Origin of the sequence: Mesorhizobium sp. C264A, assembly GCF_040324515.1 — a bacterium.
GTDB lineage: Bacteria > Pseudomonadota > Alphaproteobacteria > Rhizobiales > Rhizobiaceae > Mesorhizobium.
The window spans coordinates 2,332,691-2,352,268 of the sequence record NZ_JAMYVY010000002.1 but is presented as its reverse complement, the minus strand read 5'-3'; the positions used below and the strand labels follow the sequence as shown (position 1 = coordinate 2,352,268).

General features: G+C 65.6%; 18 protein-coding genes. 11 read left to right on the top strand and 7 right to left on the bottom strand.

The window, feature by feature from the left end; all coding sequences use genetic code 11:
- Positions 1-13: 13 nt before the first annotated feature.
- From NKL04_RS30535 to NKL04_RS30510, 6 genes are read right to left on the bottom strand one after another with little or no spacing between them, the layout of a single operon-like run.
- The gene (locus NKL04_RS30535; protein ID WP_023683130.1) at positions 14-784 is read right to left on the bottom strand and encodes a GntR family transcriptional regulator; all 771 of its coding nucleotides are present in this window, start codon (positions 782-784) and stop codon (positions 14-16) included.
- Positions 781-1,656 carry an ROK family protein gene (locus NKL04_RS30530; RefSeq protein ID WP_023700932.1) on the bottom strand — a complete coding sequence of 292 codons (876 nt, stop codon included), beginning with the start codon at positions 1,654-1,656 and terminating at the stop codon, positions 781-783. The genes NKL04_RS30535 and NKL04_RS30530 overlap by 4 nt, the downstream gene beginning before the upstream one ends.
- Positions 1,653-2,393 (bottom strand): PIG-L deacetylase family protein, encoded by a 741-nt coding sequence (locus NKL04_RS30525; protein WP_023698618.1) that lies wholly within the window; start codon positions 2,391-2,393, stop codon positions 1,653-1,655. Before NKL04_RS30525 ends, NKL04_RS30530 begins: the two co-directional genes overlap by 4 nt.
- On the bottom strand, positions 2,390-3,247 hold the full coding sequence (locus NKL04_RS30520) for a carbohydrate ABC transporter permease (protein WP_023700930.1): 858 nt from the start codon (positions 3,245-3,247) through the stop codon (positions 2,390-2,392). The genes NKL04_RS30525 and NKL04_RS30520 overlap by 4 nt, the downstream gene beginning before the upstream one ends.
- A complete protein-coding gene (locus tag NKL04_RS30515) occupies positions 3,244-4,176 on the bottom strand; it encodes a carbohydrate ABC transporter permease (protein ID WP_031196540.1) in 933 nt (310 codons plus the stop codon). The genes NKL04_RS30520 and NKL04_RS30515 overlap by 4 nt, the downstream gene beginning before the upstream one ends.
- Before the next feature lie 48 nt (positions 4,177-4,224).
- Positions 4,225-5,499, bottom strand: a complete 1,275-nt coding sequence (locus NKL04_RS30510) for an extracellular solute-binding protein (RefSeq protein WP_023700928.1) — start codon at positions 5,497-5,499, stop codon at positions 4,225-4,227.
- Positions 5,500-5,815: 316 nt separating this feature from the next.
- On the opposite strand from NKL04_RS30510, the gene NKL04_RS30505 reads away from it, so the two are divergent.
- From NKL04_RS30505 to NKL04_RS30495, 3 genes are read left to right on the top strand one after another with little or no spacing between them, the layout of a single operon-like run.
- Positions 5,816-7,108, top strand: a complete 1,293-nt coding sequence (locus tag NKL04_RS30505; protein WP_023700927.1) for an ABC transporter substrate-binding protein — start codon at positions 5,816-5,818, stop codon at positions 7,106-7,108.
- A complete protein-coding gene (locus NKL04_RS30500; protein ID WP_023700926.1) occupies positions 7,108-7,998 on the top strand; it encodes a carbohydrate ABC transporter permease in 891 nt (296 codons plus the stop codon). The genes NKL04_RS30505 and NKL04_RS30500 overlap by 1 nt, the downstream gene beginning before the upstream one ends.
- On the top strand, positions 7,995-8,858 hold the full coding sequence (locus NKL04_RS30495) for a carbohydrate ABC transporter permease (RefSeq protein ID WP_031209354.1): 864 nt from the start codon (positions 7,995-7,997) through the stop codon (positions 8,856-8,858). Before NKL04_RS30500 ends, NKL04_RS30495 begins: the two co-directional genes overlap by 4 nt.
- A gap of 6 nt (positions 8,859-8,864) precedes the next feature.
- Here NKL04_RS30495 and NKL04_RS30490 read toward each other — a convergent pair whose 3' ends face one another.
- Positions 8,865-10,049 (bottom strand): Gfo/Idh/MocA family protein, encoded by a 1,185-nt coding sequence (locus NKL04_RS30490; protein WP_023700924.1) that lies wholly within the window; start codon positions 10,047-10,049, stop codon positions 8,865-8,867.
- Positions 10,050-10,135: 86 nt separating this feature from the next.
- On the opposite strand from NKL04_RS30490, the gene NKL04_RS30485 reads away from it, so the two are divergent.
- The 8 genes from NKL04_RS30485 (at position 10,136) to NKL04_RS30450 (ending at position 19,438) form a co-directional block, all read left to right on the top strand.
- Positions 10,136-11,023 (top strand): MurR/RpiR family transcriptional regulator, encoded by an 888-nt coding sequence (locus NKL04_RS30485; protein ID WP_023698626.1) that lies wholly within the window; start codon positions 10,136-10,138, stop codon positions 11,021-11,023.
- A gap of 79 nt (positions 11,024-11,102) precedes the next feature.
- Positions 11,103-11,885: an SDR family oxidoreductase gene (locus NKL04_RS30480; RefSeq protein WP_023700923.1), complete on the top strand. Its 783-nt coding sequence runs from the start codon at positions 11,103-11,105 to the stop codon at positions 11,883-11,885.
- A complete protein-coding gene (locus NKL04_RS30475) occupies positions 11,882-13,417 on the top strand; it encodes a mannitol dehydrogenase family protein (protein ID WP_023700922.1) in 1,536 nt (511 codons plus the stop codon). Before NKL04_RS30480 ends, NKL04_RS30475 begins: the two co-directional genes overlap by 4 nt.
- 22 nt (positions 13,418-13,439) lie before the next feature.
- A complete protein-coding gene (locus NKL04_RS30470) occupies positions 13,440-14,354 on the top strand; it encodes a sugar phosphate isomerase/epimerase family protein (RefSeq protein WP_352724818.1) in 915 nt (304 codons plus the stop codon).
- A gap of 78 nt (positions 14,355-14,432) precedes the next feature.
- Positions 14,433-15,467: an ABC transporter substrate-binding protein gene (locus NKL04_RS30465; RefSeq protein WP_352724817.1), complete on the top strand. Its 1,035-nt coding sequence runs from the start codon at positions 14,433-14,435 to the stop codon at positions 15,465-15,467.
- A 230-nt stretch (positions 15,468-15,697) separates the two neighbouring features.
- Positions 15,698-17,248 carry a sugar ABC transporter ATP-binding protein gene (locus tag NKL04_RS30460; protein WP_023703321.1) on the top strand — a complete coding sequence of 517 codons (1,551 nt, stop codon included), beginning with the start codon at positions 15,698-15,700 and terminating at the stop codon, positions 17,246-17,248.
- Complete coding sequence (locus tag NKL04_RS30455) at positions 17,245-18,216, top strand: ABC transporter permease (protein ID WP_352724816.1); 972 nt, start codon at positions 17,245-17,247, stop codon at positions 18,214-18,216. The genes NKL04_RS30460 and NKL04_RS30455 overlap by 4 nt, the downstream gene beginning before the upstream one ends.
- A 241-nt stretch (positions 18,217-18,457) precedes the next feature.
- On the top strand, positions 18,458-19,438 hold the full coding sequence (locus NKL04_RS30450; protein ID WP_023703323.1) for an ABC transporter permease: 981 nt from the start codon (positions 18,458-18,460) through the stop codon (positions 19,436-19,438).
- Positions 19,439-19,578 lie beyond the last annotated feature (140 nt).

Below are 19,578 nucleotides of genomic sequence, written 5' to 3'. Positions count from 1 at the left end.
GGTCTGGAATGGATCAGCTTCTCGGGTTCAGCGGCACGCGTCCGGCGCGCAGCGTCGAGCGGATTTCGTAGCGGTCGCCGCGCATGATCGAGACGGTGAATTCGAACGGGCCGCGCTCGTCGGTGGTGATGCGTTCGACGACGAAGGCCGGGCTGCCGACGGCGAGGTCGAGCAGTTCGGCGTCCGCCGCGCCGACCGCGCCGACCCGGTAGTTCTCCCGCGCGGCCACCGGCACGATCCCGTAATGGCGCTCCAGCGCCTCGTAGAGCGAGCCCTGCAGCAGGCCGGCATCGAGGAAGCCCGGCACGCGCACCGCCGACAGCTGCGCCGTCTGGATGCCGATCGGCTCGTTGTTGCCGAGCCGCAGCCTGCGAATGCGCACCACCGGATCGCCCTCCTCGATCTCCAGCGCGCCGGCAGCCGCCGCGTTGGCGGTGGTCAGGCTGCAGTCGAGCAGACGCGAGCCCGCGACCACGCCCATATTGCCCATCTCCTGGGTAAAGCTGGTCAGCTCACGCGTGCCGGCGACCAGCGTGGTCGAGCGCACGAACGTGCCGCGGCCATGTTCGCGCCTGAGCAGCCCGGCCTCCTCGAGATTGCGCAGCGCGTGGCGCAGCGTGATGCGGCTGACGCCGAACAGGGCGCACAGCCTGTCCTCCGCCGGGATCTGGTCGCCCGTTGCCCATTCGCCGCTCTTGACGATGGCTCGGATCGCCTCTTCGACCTGGTACCAGAGCGGCTCCGGCCGTCTGCGGTCCGGTTGCTGAAAGCTTGCTTCGCTCATCGCACCTGCCTCCACCCTTGCCCAACGGCGCCGGCCAGCGCCGCGCCGACCAGACCGGCGCGGGGACCGAACTTTCCGGGCTTGACGTCGATGCCGCGCAGATGCGGCGGCAGTTGACGTCGCAGCGCCGCAAGCAGCGGCGGCCGGATCACATCCAGCGCGTCCGCCAAACCACCCGAAATCAGCACCGCTTGCGGATCGAGCAGCGCGACAGCGCCTGCAAGCGCGGTGCCGAGCTGTCGCGCCGGCAGTTCAAGCAAGGTGAGTGCAGCCAGCTCGCCGGCCTGGGCAGCGGCGATCAGTTGGCGGCCGTCGGCAAGGCCGATCTGTCCGGCAAGGGCATCGAGCGCCCGGCCCGACGCGACGCGCTCCAGCCAGCCGCTGCGCTCTTCACCATGATCCCTCACGTCGGCGCAGGCCCAGCCGAACGAGCAGGCGCCGCCATGCGCGCCGGCAACGATGCGGCCATTGGCCAGCACCGCCGAACCGATGCCGGTGCCGATGGCGAGCAGGATCGCATCCGGCAGGTTTTTCGCACTGCCTTCGACAGCCTCCGCCAGCAGCGCAATCTGCGCGTCATTGCCGAGCGCTACGCGCAGTTTGGGAAACAGCGGCTGGATATCGACGCCGTCGAGGAACGGCAAGTTGGGGATCCAGCGGCAGATTGAGCCCTCGACCAGACCCGGCACCGCGATGCCAAGCGCTGAGACCGGCCCGGCCTCAGCGCACAGCGCGTCGATGCGCGCAATGAAGGCACCAAGGGTTGCCGGCGCCGGCTCGCTGCCCAGCGCCTCCAACGCACCGACATCGCCCGTAGATACGGCGGCGCGCAGATTGGTGCCGCCGAGATCGATGGCGAGTACCCGCCTCATCGACCGGACCCTTTGCCGAAGGGGAGCGAGAACAGGCCGCTGCCGGCATTCCACGAATGCGACGCCGCCGCGAAGGCCTGCGCATGGCGCGTGCCACGCAGGCAGCCGCGCAGCCGGTAGAGCGAACTGTAATAGTCGACATAGGGGAAGCTGCTCAGGCCGCGCGCCAGCTCATACTCCATGACCGCGTCGCGCCAGGCCTCGAACCCGTCGCTGACATCGACGAGATGCTCGGGCCGGAAGCCGTCATCGTCCTCCCAGTTCTCGCCGAACAGCAGCAGTTGCGGCGTGTGCGCCGGATGGTCGCTGGCAACGGTCGGCAGTCCGGCGAAGAAGATACCGGTCTTCGTCAAATGCGCGGCGGCGCGATGGTCCTTGTGCCAGCTGCCGTGCCAATGGGTGATGACGATCTCGGGTTTCAGCTCGCGAATGATGTCGCCCACTTCGAGCGCCGTCTGATCGTCTGTGGGCAGGAAGCCGTCGCGCAGGCCAAAGCTACGCATGGCGACGCCGAGCCGCTCCGCCGCGCTGCCCGCTTCCTCTTCCTTCTGCACGCAATAATGCGCGGGAACCAGGTACGGATGGCCCTGCTCACCCATGGTCAGATGCAGGAAGGTCACCGTGGCGCCGCGCTTGACGGCAGCGGCCGCCAGCGGCCCGGCCATCACCTCGGCATCGAAGGCGTGCGCGCCGACCACCAGGATCGATTTCGCCGCATAAATCCTGTCTTCGATCATTTCATGCCCCCTCCGGTACCGACGCCTTCGCGAATCTGGCGCGCCAGCAGACAATACATGATCAGGATGGGCGCCATGGATATCGCCAGCGAGGCGAACACCAGGCCCCAGTCGGTGCGGAACTGGCCGACGAAGACGCTGATCGCCAGCGGCACCGTCTTGTAGCGGTCATCGAAGATGAAGATCAGCGGGAAGAAGAAATCGTTCCACACCGCGATCGCGGTGAAGATTGCCACGATCGACACCGCCGGCTTGACCATCGGCAGGATGATCTGGAACAGGATGCGGACCTCGCCGGCGCCGTCCATGCGCGCCGCCTCGTCCAACTCGGAGGGCAAGACGCGCATGAAATTGGCGAAGATGAAGACGGCGAAGGGAATGCGGATCGCCGAATAGACCAGGATCAGCCCGGTCAGCGAATCCAGCAGGCCGAGATTGCGCATCAGCGTGAACAGTTCGACCGAGGCCAACCGGATGGGCAGCATGATGCCGGACAGGAACAGGCCGAGCATGATGGCATTCCAGCCAAGCTTGTAGCGGCTGAGCGGATAGGCGGCCATCGCCGAGACGACGATGGTGAGGATGACGGCGCCGCCCGTGACGATCAGGCTGTTGATGAAATTCTGGCCGAGATCGGCGCGCGTCCAGGCGTTGACGAAATTGTCGAAGGCAAAGCTTTGCGGCAGGCCGAGCCTGTTGTCGTAGATCTCGGCCGTGGTCTTGAAACAGGAGACGATGAGGATGTAGAGCGGCAACAGCACGGCCGCCGTCCAAACGACCAGCACCGTCCAGCCGGGCAGCCGCGCCAGCTGCCGAGAGATGGCCGGTCTTTGCGAAATCGCCAGCGCGCTCATAGCTGCACCGTGCGGCGGTCGAAGAAGCGCAGCATCATGAGCGTGCCGATGCTGAGGATCAAAAACAGCACGGTGCCGAGCGCCAAAGCCAGACCGATATCGGTGATGCCGACAGCACCTTCCGCGCCGAAGGCCAGCCGGTAGAAGTACGTCACCAGCGTGTCGGTCGAATAGCTCGGATTGCCCTGCACGCCCTGCATGACATAGACGAGGTCGAACTGGTTGAAGGTGTTGATGAACGACAAAGTCGTCAGCGTGCCCAGCGCCGGCATCAGCAGCGGCAGCGCGATCGAGAACAGCATGCGCGCATTGCCGGCGCCGTCAAGTTTTGCCGCCTCGAAAATCTGGCCGGAAATCTGCCGCAGACCTGCCGTGTAGATCAGCACCGGCAGGCCCATCCAGTTCCAGGCATCGACGGCGATCAGCATGGCGAGCGCGGTGTGGCTGTTGCCGAGCACGGTTAGGCTGCCCTGGTGCAGGCCGAGCCCGTTCAGCGCCCATTCGACGACGCCACCCGGTGCCAAAAGCAACCGCCACAGCGCGCCAATGATGACCGGGCTCAGCACCGCCGGAAAGAAGAACACCGACTGGAAGAAGGCCGCACCCTTGTCGCGCAGGAATAGCAGCCAGGCGAACAACAGGCCGAGGCCATTTTGGAAGACCATGATGCCGAAGAACCAGGCGGTGTTGTGCCACAGCGCGCCGTAGATCCGCGCGCCGCTGGGGAAAACGAACAGCCTTGAGAAATTCGACAGGCCGGCGAACTCGACCATGCGCAGCCCCTTCCAGACGAAGAAGCTGCCCCAGAGCGACATCCCCAGGGGATAGAGAACGAACAGCGCATAGACCGCCAGCGCCGGCAGGATGAACAGCACGGCCATGCGCTGCTGCGTGCGGCGAAGGCTGCTGGTGCGGCGAAGGGTGCTCATGCGCTTTTCTGGTCCGTGAGAGGCCGGCCGCTTTGCGACCGGCCGCGCCTACTGCTTCGGCTTGAACCAGGTGGCGACTGCGGCCTGCATGTCGGCCGCCAGCTTCTCCGGCGCGATGTTGCCTTCGACCATGTCGATGATCTCCGACTGCAGCACCGAAGACGCCGTCGGCGACTGCCAGCGGAAGCCGACCAGCGTCAGATAGGGCGTCGAATTCTTCGCCATCTCCATCATCGAGGCCAGCACTGGATCCTTCACCGTCACATCCGTGCGGGCCGGCGGCCAGCCGAGCTCGTCGGCGAACATCTGCGCGAACTCTGCCGAAGCCATGAAGCCCAGCACCTTGGTCGCGGCTTCCTTGTTCTGGCTCTCGGAGACCAGGCCATAGGAGCCGTCGGAGAAGGCCGAGGTGTAGAGTTTTGCCCCGGCATCGTCGGCGGGGAACGGGAAGATCGAGAATTTCAGCTTCGGGTTCTGCGCCTTGAAGCTGCCGTTCTCGAACGAACCGCCGAGGAACATCGCCGCCTTGCCGCCGATGAACTGCTGCGTGGCGGTGGTGTAGTCGATGCCGGCGAAGCCGTCGGGGAAATACGGCTTCAGCTCGGCGAAGCGCTTCAGCGCCGCGACATAGCGCGGATCCTCGAAGGTCGCCTTGCCGCTCATCATCTGGTCGTAGAATTCAGGACCATAGACGGTCGGGCCGACGACGCCGACGGCGATCTCCAGTTCCCAGGCCGAGCCGTTGGCGCCGCCGGTGGCGATCGGCGTGATGCCGGCCGCCTTCAGCTTCTCGCAGACAGCGGTGAAATCCTTGTAGGTCTTCGGTATCTCGATGCCCTGGGCGGCGAAGATATCCTGGTTGTAGAAGACGCCCATCATCGGCACCGAATAGGGCACGCCATAGAGCTTGCCGTCGCTGCGGCCGCGCGCGCCGCCAAGCGCCGCGTCCTCCATGTTCTTCAGCTCCGGCACGCTGTCGTCCAGCGCGTCGAGATAGCCGGCCTCGACGAAGGGCTGCAATTCGCCATAGGCCTTGAGCTGGGCGATGTCGGGCCCGCGCCCGCCGCGCAGCGCCGTGCTCAGCCGGTTCTGGTAGTCGGCATCGGGCGTGAACTGGATGGCGACCTTGATGCCGGGGTTCTTCGCCTCGAAGGCATCGAAGATGCGGCGCATCGCTGCCTCGTCCTCGGTGCGCCAGCTCCACAGCGTCACCGTGCTGTCGGCGGCTCGCGCCGGCAATGAGGCGAAGACGCCGGCGCAGGCGGCGGCAAGGCCGCCGATCAGGCCAAGTGCTGCGCGCCGGTCAAGTGAAAGCATGCTCATTGCCAGTCTCCCATTGTTCTCTGTCCTTGGCGTCCCGCGGCATTTCCTGCCGTGAGAGAGCCATTGGCTCGGGAAAAGTCATTATAATGACATAGCGGCATTCGCAAGAGGTCTGCTGCGCCTCAGGAATGGCGGCGTTGGCCCCCTCACGACATTGCAGTACCCGCATCCGTTTGTTATCTAACGATAAATATCCACATTCCAGCGCTGCAAAGAAATCTGTGACCGTGCCATGTGAGACTTTTTCGCCAGCAAGCCCTTGCGTCGCCGCGCTAACTTGTCATAACGTCATTGTGAACCGATAGGAGGATGAGGAATGTCGTTTGCCTGGACGTCGAAACTGGCACTGGCCGCAGGCCTCGCCATCCTGCCCACCACCGGCTGGGCGCAATCGGTCAACATCTCCTATCTCACCCACTGGTCGCCGGAGACGGTCGCGCTGCTGGAAGCGGCGGCCAAGGATTATGCCAAGACCAATCCGGATGTCAGCGTCACCGTGCGCGCCGTCCCCTTCGGCGACCTCCTGACCACGCTGCGCTCGCAAGGCGGCGGCGCGGACGGCCCGACGATCGGCGGCATCTACGATCTCTGGTTGCCGGAACTGGCGCGCGACAAGCTGGTCGCGCCCGCCCCCGATGCGGTGGCCAGCGAGGTCAAGGCCGCATGGCCGGCGGGCATCACCAGCGCCGCCTCGGTCGGCGGCACGCTCTACGGCATCCCCAACGAAATCGACGTCTATGCGCTGAACTACAACAAGGCGCTGCTCAAGCAGGCCGGCATCGCGGCGCCACCCAAGACCTGGGACGAGTTCAAGGATGCGGCCAAGAAGCTGACCAACCAGGATGCGGGACAGCAAGGCTTCGGCATGATCAACTCCTGGGCGGCCGGCGTCGTCCACCCCTTCGCCTCGCTGCTGGTCTCCAATGGCGGCGACCTGGTCAAGGACGGCAAGCCGGTGCTCGACAGCCCGCAGGCCGCGGAGACTTTCCAGCTCTATGAAGACCTGATCAAGTCGGGCGCCAGCGTGCCGTCGATGGCGACAGCCGACGCCAACACCACCGGCCCCTTCCTCGACAATTTCGTCTCCGGCAAGACCGGCATGATCATCATGGCCAATTGGTGGGAGAGCGCGCTGAAGGCCGGCATGGGCGACAGATTCGCCGACATTGCAACGGCGCCGATTCCCGTCGGCCCGAGCGGCGACAAGCCGCATTCGATCTCCTACTCCTGGATGACCGTGGTCAACGCCAATGCAGGTGCCGCCGAGCAGAAGGCGGCGTGGGACTTCCTCGCCTGGCTGAACAATCCAAAGTCCGGCAAGAACGGCGCTTCCGCGATGTCGGATATCCTCATGTCGATGGGCATCCTGCCCTCACGCCTCTCCGACATCGAGGCGCACAAGGACAAGCTCGGCTCGGAATTCCTCTCCGGCTATGTCAGCGTGCTCACCGACGCCAAGCCGTTCCCGGTGGTGCCGGGCGGCCAGGAATTCTCGGAATCGCTGCAGCAGACGCTCGAGGCGTTGCAGTATGGCCAGGTCTCGGCCAAGGATGCGCAGGCGACGGCGCAGGCCGACGCCATTTCGATCCTGGAGCGCGCCGTCAAATAATGATTCAGAGGTACCGTGCCTCGGCGGGCATCATGCTGGCGCCCGCCGTGACGCTGATCGGCATCTTCGTCCTGTTGCCGATGCTGCTCACCGTCTGGCTGTCGTTCCAGGACTGGTCGACGCAGACACCGTTTTCCAGCGCCGGCTTCGTCGGCCTCGACAATTTCCGCGAGATTTTTGGGGTCTCCTCGGTCGGCCGCGATTTCAAGGCCGCGCTCGTCAACACAGCCGTCTACACCGCGCTCTCCGTCGTCCTCATCCTGCCTCTGTCGGTGGCCTTCGGGCTGATGGTCTACCAGCGCGATGTCGCCGGCGGCATGGCGCTGCGCACGGTGCTGTTTGCCACCTACATGGTGCCGATGATCGCCGTGGCGCTGGTCTGGTCGAAACTCTATTCGCCGAGCGAAGGCCCGCTCAACCAGATGCTCGGCCTGATCGGCATCGGCCCGCAGCCTTTCCTGTCGTCGCCGCGCTCGGCGCTGATCTCGATCATCTTCCTCAATGTCTGGCAACAGGTCGGTTACTTCACCGTTTTGGCGATCGCCGGGCTGACGCAGATCCGAGGCAGCCTCTACGAGGCGGCGAAGCTCGATGGCGCCAGCCGCTTCGAGCAGTTCCGCTTCATCACGCTGCCGCTGATGCGGCGCACGCTGTTGTTCAGCGCCGTCATCGCCATCATTAACGCCGTGCAGGTGTTCGAGCCGGTTGCCCTGATCACGCAGGGCGGGCCGGTCGGCTCGACCAATGTGCTGACCTACCACATCCGCCGCGTCGGCATCGAGCGTGCGCAGGGTGGACTGGGTTCGGCCATGGCGGTGATGCTGATGCTGTCGCTGATTGTCGTCGTCTGCGCGCTGTTTGCTTTCGCCAACCGGAAGAACGACGAATGAGCGCGGGATCGTCGAGCCGGCTGTCGCGCCGGCGCCCGTCCGGCCACAAGGCGCTGCTGGCGACGCTGATGCTGCTGGTCGCCGTTGCCTCGGCCTTCCCGCTGGTGTGGATGGTGCTGTCGAGCCTCAAGACGCCGGCCGAGAGCATGCAGGTGCCGCCGGTATGGATCCCCCTTACGCCGAGCCTCGACGCCTATGAGAAGGTGTCGGGCGTGGTCAATGTCGGCCGCTCGATGTGGAATTCTCTGGTCATCGCCTCGATCACCACCGCCGGCATCCTGCTGACCAGCATGATGGCCGGCTACGCATTCGCCAAATACCACTTCCCCGCCAAGTCGCTGCTGTTTTCTCTGCTGATCGCCACCATGTTCCTGCCGCCAATCGTGACGTTGATCCCGCTCTATCGCCTGGTCGGCTCGATCGGCCTCAACGCCAGCCTCGCCGGCATCATCGTGCCCAATCTCGCCAATGCTTTCGGCATCTTCCTGATGCGCCAGTTCATCTCCGGCGTTCCCGACGAGCTCATCGACGCCGCGCGCATGGACGGCGCCTCGGAGTTCTTGATCCTCTACAAGATCGTCGCGCCCAGCATCGCCCCCGCAATCGCGGCTCTGGCCCTCTTCGCCTTCGTCTACCACTGGAACAGCTATCTGTGGCCGCTGACCGTGCTGCAGGGCAATGCCGACGCCTATCCGATCGTCATCAGCCTGAGCCGCCTGCTCAGCTACAACAGAGGTGCGGTCAACACCGGCCTGGTGATGGCCGGCGCGACGCTGGCCGTGCTGCCGCCGCTCATCCTGTTCGTCTTCCTGCAGCGCTTCTTCGTCGATTCCATCGTCGGCTCGGCGATCAAGGGATAGCTCGCCTCACCCGAACCTTGCCGCCGTCCAAGCCCCGCCCGCAGCATTCGACTCCACCGCCGCCGAGACAAACTTCACCCCGCGCGCGCCATCGATGACATCGGGCACCTGTGCCGCGCGCGCCGGATCAACCGTCCCGCCCGAACGGTGCGCGCGAACGATATCGGCGGCGTCGCGGTAGATATTGGCGAAGGCCTCGATATATCCCTCCGGATGCGCCGCCGGCATGCGCGACACGCGCTGGCTCTCAGTGGTCGAGCCATGGCCGCCGCGCACCAGCGTGCGGGTCTCCTCGCCGTAGATGGAGAAGCGCAGTTCTTCCGGCCGGCCGCCCGACCATTCGAGCCCGGCTTTGTCGCCATAGATGCGCACCGAGAGATCGTTGTAGTGGCCGGGCGAGGTCTGGCTGGCCAGGATCGTGCCGCGCGCGCCGCCCGTCCAGCGCACCAGCACATGCGCATTGTCGTCGAGCCGGCGTCCGGGGACGGCGGTGAACAGATCGGCCGACACCGCCTCGGCCTCGCATCCGGAGATGAAGCTCGCCAAATTGAAGGCATGCACGCCGATGTCGGCCAACACCGCCGACTGGCCGGCGCGCGCCGGATCGGTGCGCCATTCCGCCTGCTTCTGGCCCTCGGCGTCGATCGGCTTGGTTAGCCAGTCCTGGATGTAGGCGCCATGCACAGACACGATGCGGCCAAGCGCGCCCGCCGCCACCATCTCGCGCGCCTGGCGGACCATGGCGTAGCCGGTGTTGTTGAGCGTGACGACGAAGCGGCGCTTTTTCACCTGCGCCAGCGCCACCAGTGCTTCTGCGTCGGCCAGCGTCGTCGACAGCGGCTTGTCGCAGATCACGTCGATGCCGGCCTCGAGAAAGGCCGTGGCGATCGGCGCGTGCAGATGGTTGGGCGTGACGATGACCACCGCCTCGATGCCATCCGGCCGCGCTGCTTCGGTTCGCGCCATCTCGCGATAGTCGGCATAGCTGCGATCCGGCGCGATGCCGATCTCGGCGGCCGATGCGGCCGCGTTTTCCGGGTCCGACGACAGCGCGCCGGCGACCAGCTCGATCTGGTCGTCCAGGCGCATGGCCAGCCGATGCACGGCGCCGATAAAGGCATTGCGGCCGCCGCCGACCATGCCGACCCGCAGCCGCTTGCCGGCTGATCCGTCCGATGTTGCGTAGGCCATTTTCAAGCTCCTCCCGGCACACCGCTTTCGAATACGATTTCCAATTTTCATATTGTAAAACGATCGTATCGCGCTAGCCTGAAATCATGAGTGGGGCAAGCAAGGCATCCGGACGGTCCAGCACCGACGAGGCGGCGACGCGCAAGCGCGGACGCTCGCTGGCCGCGCTTGGCTACATCCAGCCGCAGACCTATGAGGAGCTGCGCGCGGTGCTGTCGTCGGGCACGGTGCATTTCCCCAAGCGGCTGCGCCAGGTGGCAATCTTCCTGTGGCAGCATCCGAGCGACGTCGCGCTCGGCACCATCGCGCAGGTTGCGGCACAGGCCGGCGTGCAGCCCTCGACGCTGGTGCGCTTTGCCCAGATCTTCGGCTATTCCGGCTTTTCCGATTTCCAGGGCCTGTTCAAGGAGCACATCAAGGGCTCATGGCCGGAAGGGCGCGGCGAACCGCGCACCGAGACCGAGCCAAATCTGCATTTCCTGCACGGCATGGTCGGCGCATCGCAGGCCTCGCTGGGCCGCATCGAGACCGGCTTCGACGTCGAGAGTTTCGACAAGATGGTGGCGCTGCTGGCGGCGGCCGAGCTGATCTATGTCATCGGCTCCAAGCGCGCCTTTCCCGTCACCGCCTATCTCTCGCTGACGCTCTCGCAGCAAGGCGTGCGCAACGTGCTGGTCGACAATGTCGGGTCCTCCGCACTCGACCAGATCGGCTGCATCGGCGGCCGGGATGCCGTGCTCGCTGTCTCGTTTAGCCCCTACAATTCGATCACGCCCGATCTCGTCGCGGTGGCGCATGAGCGCAAGGCGCGTATCGTCACCGTCACCGACAGCACCTTCAGCCCGCTGATCCCGCTCTCGGACAGCTGGCTGGAAGTGGTGGAATCCGACTTTGCCGGCTTCCGCTCACTGGCGGCCTCGCTCGCCGTTGGGATGGCGCTGGTCCATGGCGTGGCGGCGCGGCGCGACGAATGAGGCGTCACTGGTCCAATTGACTATCGGGAATTGTCGTTCCATATTTCTCAAAATAGAAACTTTATTCCCGGGAGGAGGAATGGAGATCCGGCTTGACGGCAAGGTGGCTCTGGTCACCGGGTCGACGCAAGGCATTGGCCGCGCCATTGCCGAGACGCTGGCGCGTTCCGGTGCCGCCGGGCTGTTGGTCACCGGGCGCGAGAGGGCGCGTGGCGAGGTCGTGGCGGCCGAGCTTTCGCAATTGGGCACGCCGACCATCTTCGTCACCGCCGACCTTGCCGATGCTGACGCCCCCACCCTTCTGGCGCAGGCCTGCATCGAGCGCTTCGGCCGCATCGATGCGCTGGTCAACGCCGCCGGCCTGACCGATCGCGCCTCTTTCCTCGACGCCAGCCTCGACGATTGGGCGGCGCTGTTTGCCGTCAATGCGCGCGCGCCGTTCTTCCTGATGCAGGCGGCGATTGCCGACATGAAGCAGCGCGGCCAAGGTGGCGCCATTCTCAACATTCTGTCGATCAACGCCCATTGCGGCTCGCCGGAGCTTGCCGTCTATTCCGCCACCAAGGGCGCGCTGGCGACGCTGACCAGGAACGCCGCCAACGCCCACCGCTTCGACCGCATCCGCGTCAACGGCATCAATGTCGGCTGGACCGACACGCCGGCCGAACGCATCATGCAGGCGGAGACATTGGGCAACGGCCCCGGCTGGCTCGACAAGGCCAATGCCGCGCAGCCTTTCGGGCGGCTGCTGACCCCGAACGACATCGCCAGCCTCGCCGTCTTCCTGCTGTCCGACGCCGCCGGCCCGATGACCGGCGCGGTTGTCGACCAGGAGCAGGCGGTGATCGGAGCGAACCGGTGAGCGCTTCCATCGAAACGCTTGGGCCGGCGCTGCTCGATCGCTTGCCGGCATCGGTGCAGACACCGTCCTATGACCGTACGCTCCTCTCGCCCGGCATGGCGCATCTCGGCGTCGGCGCTTTCCATCGCTGCCATCAGGCCGAATACACCGACGATCTCATCTCGCTGCGCTTCGACCGTTGGGGCATCGTCGGCATCAACATCCGTCCGCCCCGCCTTGCCGACACGCTGGGACGGCAGGGCGGGCTCTACACAAGGCTGATCCGCGAGAACAGCCACATCGAGGCGCGCGTCATCGGCAGCATCGTCCGGGTGGTCGACAGCCAGGAGAGTGCGGCACCGGCGATGGGTGTGCTGATCTCACCCGATATCGAGTTGGTGACGATGACGGTGACCGAAAAAGGCTATTGCCACGTCCCGTCCAGCGGCGAACTCGACCTTGGCCATCCCGACATCGTCCATGACCTCGCCAACCCCGAGACGCCACGCAGCGTTCCCGGCCTGTTGGTGCGGGCGCTGGAGCAGCGCAGGGCCACAAATGGGCGGCCGCTGACACTGCTGTCCTGCGACAACATTCCGGCCAATGGCGTTATCCTAGCCAATGTCGTGCAGACCTTCGCCAGGCAGCGCGGCAATGGCTTGGCCGCATGGATCGCAGCCAATTCCGCCTTCCCTTCGTCAATGGTCGACCGCATCGCGCCGGCGGTAACGCAAGATGACCTCGACAGTGTCGAGCAATGGTTCGGCTACCACGATGCCGCCGTCGCTGTCGGTGAGCCGTTCCGGCAGTGGGTGATCGAGGAAAAATTCGCCGGCCGCATGCCGCGCTGGGATCTGGTCGGCGCCACCTTCGTCGACGACGTCACGCCGTTTGAGCATCTCAAGATGCGGGTGCTGAATGGCGCCCAGACGGCACTCGCCACGCTCGGCGTTCTGGCTGGTCTCGAGCACACATCGGATGCCATGGCCGACCCGCTGCTGTCGGACTTCATCAGGCGCATGCTGGTCGAGGAGACTGTGCCGACGCTGATGCCGGTATCCGGCGTCCTGCCGCTTGCCTATGTCGAGCAGAGCCTTGCCCGGCTGAAGAACATCGCGATCCGCCACCGCAACCACCAGGTCGCCACCGACGGTTCGCAGAAGATCGTCCAGCGCCTGCTCAACCCGATCCGCGACCGGCTCGCGATGGGCCAGAGCATCGGCCTGCTGTCGGTGCCGGTCGCCGGCTGGATGGCCTATCTGATCCAGGCCTCGGAACGTTTCGGCAGACGCTGGCCGGTGTCGGATCCCTATGCCGGCAAGGTCGCCGCAATCGCCGACGCGACGGGTCCCGATGCCAGCGCGCTGGTGTCCGCCATCCTTGCCATCGACGGGATATTCGACCCCGGCCTTGCCGCTGACGGGACGTTCCGCGCGGCCGTCACATCGGCGCTGGGCGACCTGCTGTCGGACGATCCGACGGCGGCTGTCCGGCACAGTCTCGAACAAGATGAGGTCGCGAGGTTGAAGCGATCCAAACAATCGGCATTATAGTCGTCGGGTCTAGGGAGGCAGAATGAAACTAGGAGTGCTTACAGCACCGTTTGCGGAGACGCCGCTTGGCGAGGTCGCCGGCTGGGCGCACTCGGCCGGCTTCGAGGCGCTGGAAATCGCCTGCTGGCCGAAGACCTCCGGCGCGACGCGGCGCTATGCCGGCACCAGCCATATCGACGCTGCCTCCACCTCGCCCGCGCAGGCCAAGGAGATCGTCGCTTCGCTGACGGAGAAGAAGCTGACGGTCTCCGGCCTAGGCTACTATCCCAACCCACTGCATCCGGACCCTGCCCATCGCGAGGCCGTCATCGGCCATCTGAAGAAGGTCATCGTGCTGGCCGCCAATATGGGCGTGCCGGTGGTCAACACCTTCTGCGGTGGCGATGCCTCGAAGACCGTCGACGTCAACTGGCAGGACGCGCTGAAAGTCTGGCCCGAGACCGTCGCCTATGCGCGCGGCCACGGGGTAAAACTCGCCTTCGAGAACTGCCCGATGATCTTCAGTTATGACGAGTGGCCGGGCGGGCACAACATCGCCTACTCACCCTACATCTGGCGGCGCATCCTCGAGGCCTGGGGCGGCCAGGTCGGCATGAATTTCGACCCCTCGCATCTGGTCTGGCAGATGATCGACCAGGGCCGCTTCATCAAGGAGTTCGGCCCCTACATGCTGCATGTCCACGCCAAGGATTTGATGATCGATCATGATGGTTTGTATGAGCGCGGGATTCTTTCCGCCGGGATAGGCTGGCAGGTGCCGCGCATGCCGGGATTGGGCGATGTCGACTGGAGCGGCTTCTTCTCCGGCCTCTACCGCGCCGGCTACGACGGCTCGGTCATCATCGAACATGAGGACAGGCGGTTTGAAGGCAACGACGATGCGGTGAAGCGGGGCTTCCTGCTCGCCCGCGACGTGCTGCGCCCCTTCGTCAAATGACGAGGTGAATGACTTGGTCCGATTCTGCCGAAGGGTCTGGCCCTGAGACGAAAAACAACAATGTGGAGGAGTACTGACATGAAGAAAACACTGACCATGGTCCCGTTGCTTGCGGGCGCTGCCTTGCTGGCATCGATGGGCGTGTCGTCGGCCGAAGCCAAATATACGATCGGCATTTCCAACACCGTGCAGGGCAATGGCTGGCGCGAGGAAATGGTCTGCGCCATGAAGGCGCAGGCGCTGGCTTCGGGCGAAGTGACGAAGCTCAACATCGCCCACCGCAACACCGATGCCGCCGGCCAGCTCGAAGACATCCGCAATCTGATCAGCGCCAAGGTCGACGCCATCGTCGTCAACCCCGCTGATCCCGCGGGCATCAAGGCGGGCCTGGAAGAAGCCACCAAGGCCGGCATCGTCGTCGTTGCCGTCGACCAGGCGGTGACCGAACCGTCGGCCTACATCATCTCCAACAACCAGGAACAGTATGCCTATCTCGGCGCCAAATGGCTGTTCCAGCAGATGGGCGGCAAGGGCGAAGTGTTCTACATGCGCGGCGCCGCCGGCGCCTCGGCCGACAGCGACCGCGACAAAGGCTTCAAGAAGGCGCTGGCCGAAAACCCCGGCGTGAAGGTGGCGCAGGAAGTCTTCACCGGCTGGCAGCAGGATCAGGCCAAGCAGCAGATGCTGTCGTTTTTGGCCACCGGCACGCCGTTCAACGGCGTGTGGACGTCGGGCATCGACAACGTCATCGTCGACGCGCTGGTCGAATCGCAGGCGCCGCTGGTGCCGGTGGTCGGCGCCGACAATGCCGGCTTCGTCGGCCAGCTGAGCTCGGTGAAAGGTCTCGTCGGTGCAGCCGTCACCAACCCCGGCTCGATCGGCGGCGCGGGCGTGACGCTGGCGCTGCAGATCCTCGACGGCAAGAAGCCGGCGCAGCAGACCGTGCTGGTCGACCCGCAGCTGTGGGACAACGCCACCGACGAAGGCAAGGCCAAGCTGAAGGCAGCCGCCGACCCGTCGCTGAGCCCGGAATGGCCGGTCTCGATCTCGATCCCGGAGTGGACGACGTACACCAAGGAGCAGATCATCGCGTGCAAGGGGCCGGGGGAGTAAGGCTGGGCTTGAATGAATTAGCGAGGACGGCGAACTGCCGTCCTCGCTATACAGACTAGCGCTCTACAGCGCCCCCCTCTGCTTTCGCTAATTTTCTATGTCGCAAGACGAGGGACGGCGCCGGAACTGCCAATCTCCCCCCTTGTGGGGGAGATGTCCGGCAGGACAGAGGGGGCGCCGTAGAGCGCCGACATTAGTTTCTGGAACCATCAATTTTGACAACAAACCATTTGACCACCAGCCCCCTCCTCGACGCCACCGGCGTCGCCAAGAACTACGGTGCAGTTGCAGCACTTCGCAACGCGTCGCTCTCCGTCCTGCCCGGCGAAGTGCACGCGCTGATGGGCGCCAACGGCGCCGGCAAGTCGACGCTGGTGAAGATCCTGACCGGCGCCATTCCGGCGAACGCCGGCCGCATCCTGATCCGCGGCGAAGCGCGCGACATTCGCTCGCCCGCCGCCGCGCGCCGCGCCGGGCTGCTGCCGGTGTACCAGGAGCCGTCGCTAATCCCCGATCTCGACGTTCTGTCCAATCTCAGGCTCACCGGCACGCCGGTCGAGCCGTTCCGCGCCTGGGTGCGCGAGCTCGGCATTCTTGACCTCGATCTGCGCGACACCGCGCGCGACATTCCGCTGGCCGTGCTGCGCGTGCTCGACCTGGCGCGGGCGCTCGCCGTCGAGCCCGACGTGCTGCTGCTTGACGAGATGACGGCGGCCCTGCCCGCCAACCTCGCCGAAAAGGTGCTGGAAGTGGTGCGCCGCCAGGGCGATTCAGGCCGCGCCGTGATCTTCATCTCGCACCGCTTCGTCGAAATCTCCGCACTATGCGACCGCGCCACCGTGCTGCGCGACGGCGAGACCGTCGGCGTCGTCGACATCGTGCCGGGCGTGGAAGAAAAGATCGTCGAGCTGATGCTCGGCACCCGCATCGTCAAAACCCATGTCGCGGCCCGCAGCGCTGCCGAGAAGGCCGCGCCCGCGACCACCCGGCCGCGCATTTCGGTGCGAAACCTGCGCGTCGGCGCCAAGCTCAGCGATGTCTCCTTCGATCTCGCCGACGGCGAAGTCGCCGGCGTCGTCGCGCTCGAAGGCCAGGGCCAGGACGAGTTGTTCGCCGCCCTTGCCGGCTCGATCCGGCCCTCCGGCGGCACCATCGAAGTCGATGGCCAGCCGGTGAAATTCTCGCATCCGATCGACGCCATCCGCGCCGGCATTGCCTATGTGCCGGGCGACCGCTCGGAAGCGCTCGCCATGCAGCGCTCGGTGCGCGAAAACATCGCGCTGCCTTTCAGCGCTGCCTTGCGCAACTGGGGTCCGATCAACATGCGCCGCGAACGCGCGACCGTGCTCAGCGCCATCGAGCGGCTGCAGATCGACACCCGCGCCCAGGGCGAAGTGCAGCGCCTGTCCGGGGGCAATCAGCAGAAGGTGACCATCGCCCGCTGGATCGCGGCGGATGCCCGCACCATCCTGTGCTTCGACCCGACGCGCGGCATCGATGTCGGCACCAAGCAGGAGATCTACAAGCTGCTGCGCGAACTCGCCGGCAACGGTAAGTCGGTGCTGTTCTACACCTCGGAGCTGGAGGAGGTGCAGCGCGTCTGCGACCGCGTCATCGTCATCTTCGGCGGCCGCCTCGTCGACATTTTTCCGGTCGAGGAGGCCGACGAGCCGGCGCTGATGCGCGCCGCCTACGGCCTGCCGCGCGGCGCCAAGGCCGACATCGGCATTCTGGCAGACCCGACCGCGAACACTTCGGCTTCGCCGGAGGCGACGCCATGAGCCATTTCCTGCGCCGCCAGGGCTGGGTTGTCGGCCTGTTCGCCCTGCTCATCGTCCTGTTCATCGCCACCAGGATCATCCAGCCGGCCTATGGCAGCAATGATTTCGGCTCGCTCGCCCGCGCCGTTCTGCCCTATGCCTTCGCAGTCGCCGCGCAGACGGTGGTCGTCATCGCCGGCGGCATCGATCTGTCGGTCGCCGCCATGATGGCGCTGACCAGCGTCACCGCGGCCTCGATGATGAATGGCGCGAGCGAGGAATACGCGCTGTTCGTGGTGCCCTTCGTGCTCGCCATGGGTTTCGTGCTCGGCGCGCTCAACGGCCTGCTCATCGTCGTCACCCGCGTGCCCGACATTGTCGTCACCCTCGCCATGCTGTTCGTGCTGCAGGGCGCCGCCCTGCTGGTGCTCGACGCGCCGGGCGGCGGCATCGCCGAATGGCTGAAGGTGCTGATCTCCGGCACCGTTCCGATCCCCGGCCTGCCCGACACCATAGACGCCTGGCTGCCCAAGGCGCTGCTGGTGCTGATCGTCTGCCTCTGCGTCATCTGGATCCCGCTGCGGCGCTCGCGCCTGGGCCTCTCCATCTACGCCATCGGCTCCAGCGAACTGGCGGCGTTCCGCTCCGGCGTGCCGGTCAAGCGCACCCGCATCATCGCCTATGCGCTGTCCGGCCTGTTCGCCGCCTTTGGCGGCCTGGCGCTGACCATGAGCACCGGCATCGGCGCCCCCATCCCCGGCCCCTATCTGCTCGCCAGCGTCGCCGCCGTGGTGCTGGGCGGCGTCGCGCTTGGCGGCGGCAAGGGCGGCCTGCTCGGCCCCATCGTCGCCGTCTTCGTGTTGAGGCTGGTGCGCACCGACCTGACGCTGCTCGCCATCGACCCGAATGTCACCGCGATTATTGAAGGGCTGATCATGGTGGCGGTGGTGATGTTCGGGGCGTTTATCACCATGCGGGGGCGGCAATGATGGGTGTGCTGTCGCAGAGAGACGTCGGCGTTCCTTCGCGCCCCCCTCTGTCCTGCCGGACATCTCCCCCACGAGGGGGGAGATCAGGTGTCATCGCCGCTTTCGCCAGCCTTCAACGGTGCAAAAAGGAGCGAGGCGCTGAAGCTGCCAATCTCCCCACAAGTGGGGGAGATGTCCGGCAGGACAGAGGGGGGCGCCGTAGAGCGCTAGCCTCGCAAAACGCCACCCCAAGAGCCGCCCCATGAGCACCACGGCCATCACCCCGGTCCCCTTCGGCCGCCGCATAAAGCGCTTCATGGCCGATCGCCCGCTCATCCCGCTGATCGTCCTGCTCGCCATCCTGGTTATAATCCTGCAGGTCCTGCGCCCCGGCATCGTCAACGAGCGCTGGATCGCCAACACCATCAAATTCGCCATCCCGCTGGCGATCCTCGCGGGATGCCAGACCATGACCATGCTGACCGGCGGCATCGACCTGTCGGTCGGCACGGTTGCGACGATGAGCGCCTTCATCATGGCCACGCAAGTGGTCAACCAGGATCCGGCGGTGGCGTTCCTCCTGGCGATGATGCCGGCGGTGCTGATCGGCCTCGTCAATGGCATCGGCGTCGGCGTCTTCCGCGTCCACCCGCTGATCATGACGCTGGGCACCAGCCTGATCGGCACCGGCTGCCTGCAGGTCTACCAGCGCACGGTGATCGCGTCGGGCGCAAAAATCCCCGACTTCCTGGCTTGGCTCGGCACCGGCGTGACATGGGGCTTCCCCAACGCGCTGCTTTTGTTCGTGCCGCTCGCCGCCCTCATCGTCTTCACGCTCGCCCGCACCGGCTTCGGCCGCCTGCTCTACGCCGTCGGCGACAATGAGCGCGCGACCCGCCTGTCGGGCGTGCAATACTGGCAGGTCGTCACCGCGCTCTACGTCACCTCCAGCGTGCTCGCCGGCATCACCGGCCTGCTCTATATCGGCCTGATCAAGGCGCCGTCGCTGTCGCTCGCCGAACCGCTGGTGCTGCCCTCGGTCGCCGCCGCCGTCATCGGCGGCACCTCCATCTTCGGCGGCCGCGGCGGCTACACCGGCACCATCATCGGCGCCCTGATCCTGACCGTGCTGACAACACTGCTGACCATCCTGCAGATGCCGGAGGGGGCACGGCGGATCTTGTTCGGGCTGATCGTGCTGTTCGTGACGGCGGCGTATTTGCGGATTGTGGAGGAGCGGTAGGGGCCGAGGCCAGCGCCAGCCCTCACTCCCTCTCGGCTTCGCCGAGCCCCCTCTACCCCCACGTCCGTGGGGAGAGGAAATGCCAAGCTTTTTGGCATGGAGGAACCCAAGCTTTTCGAGAGAGAGGGACACCCAAACTT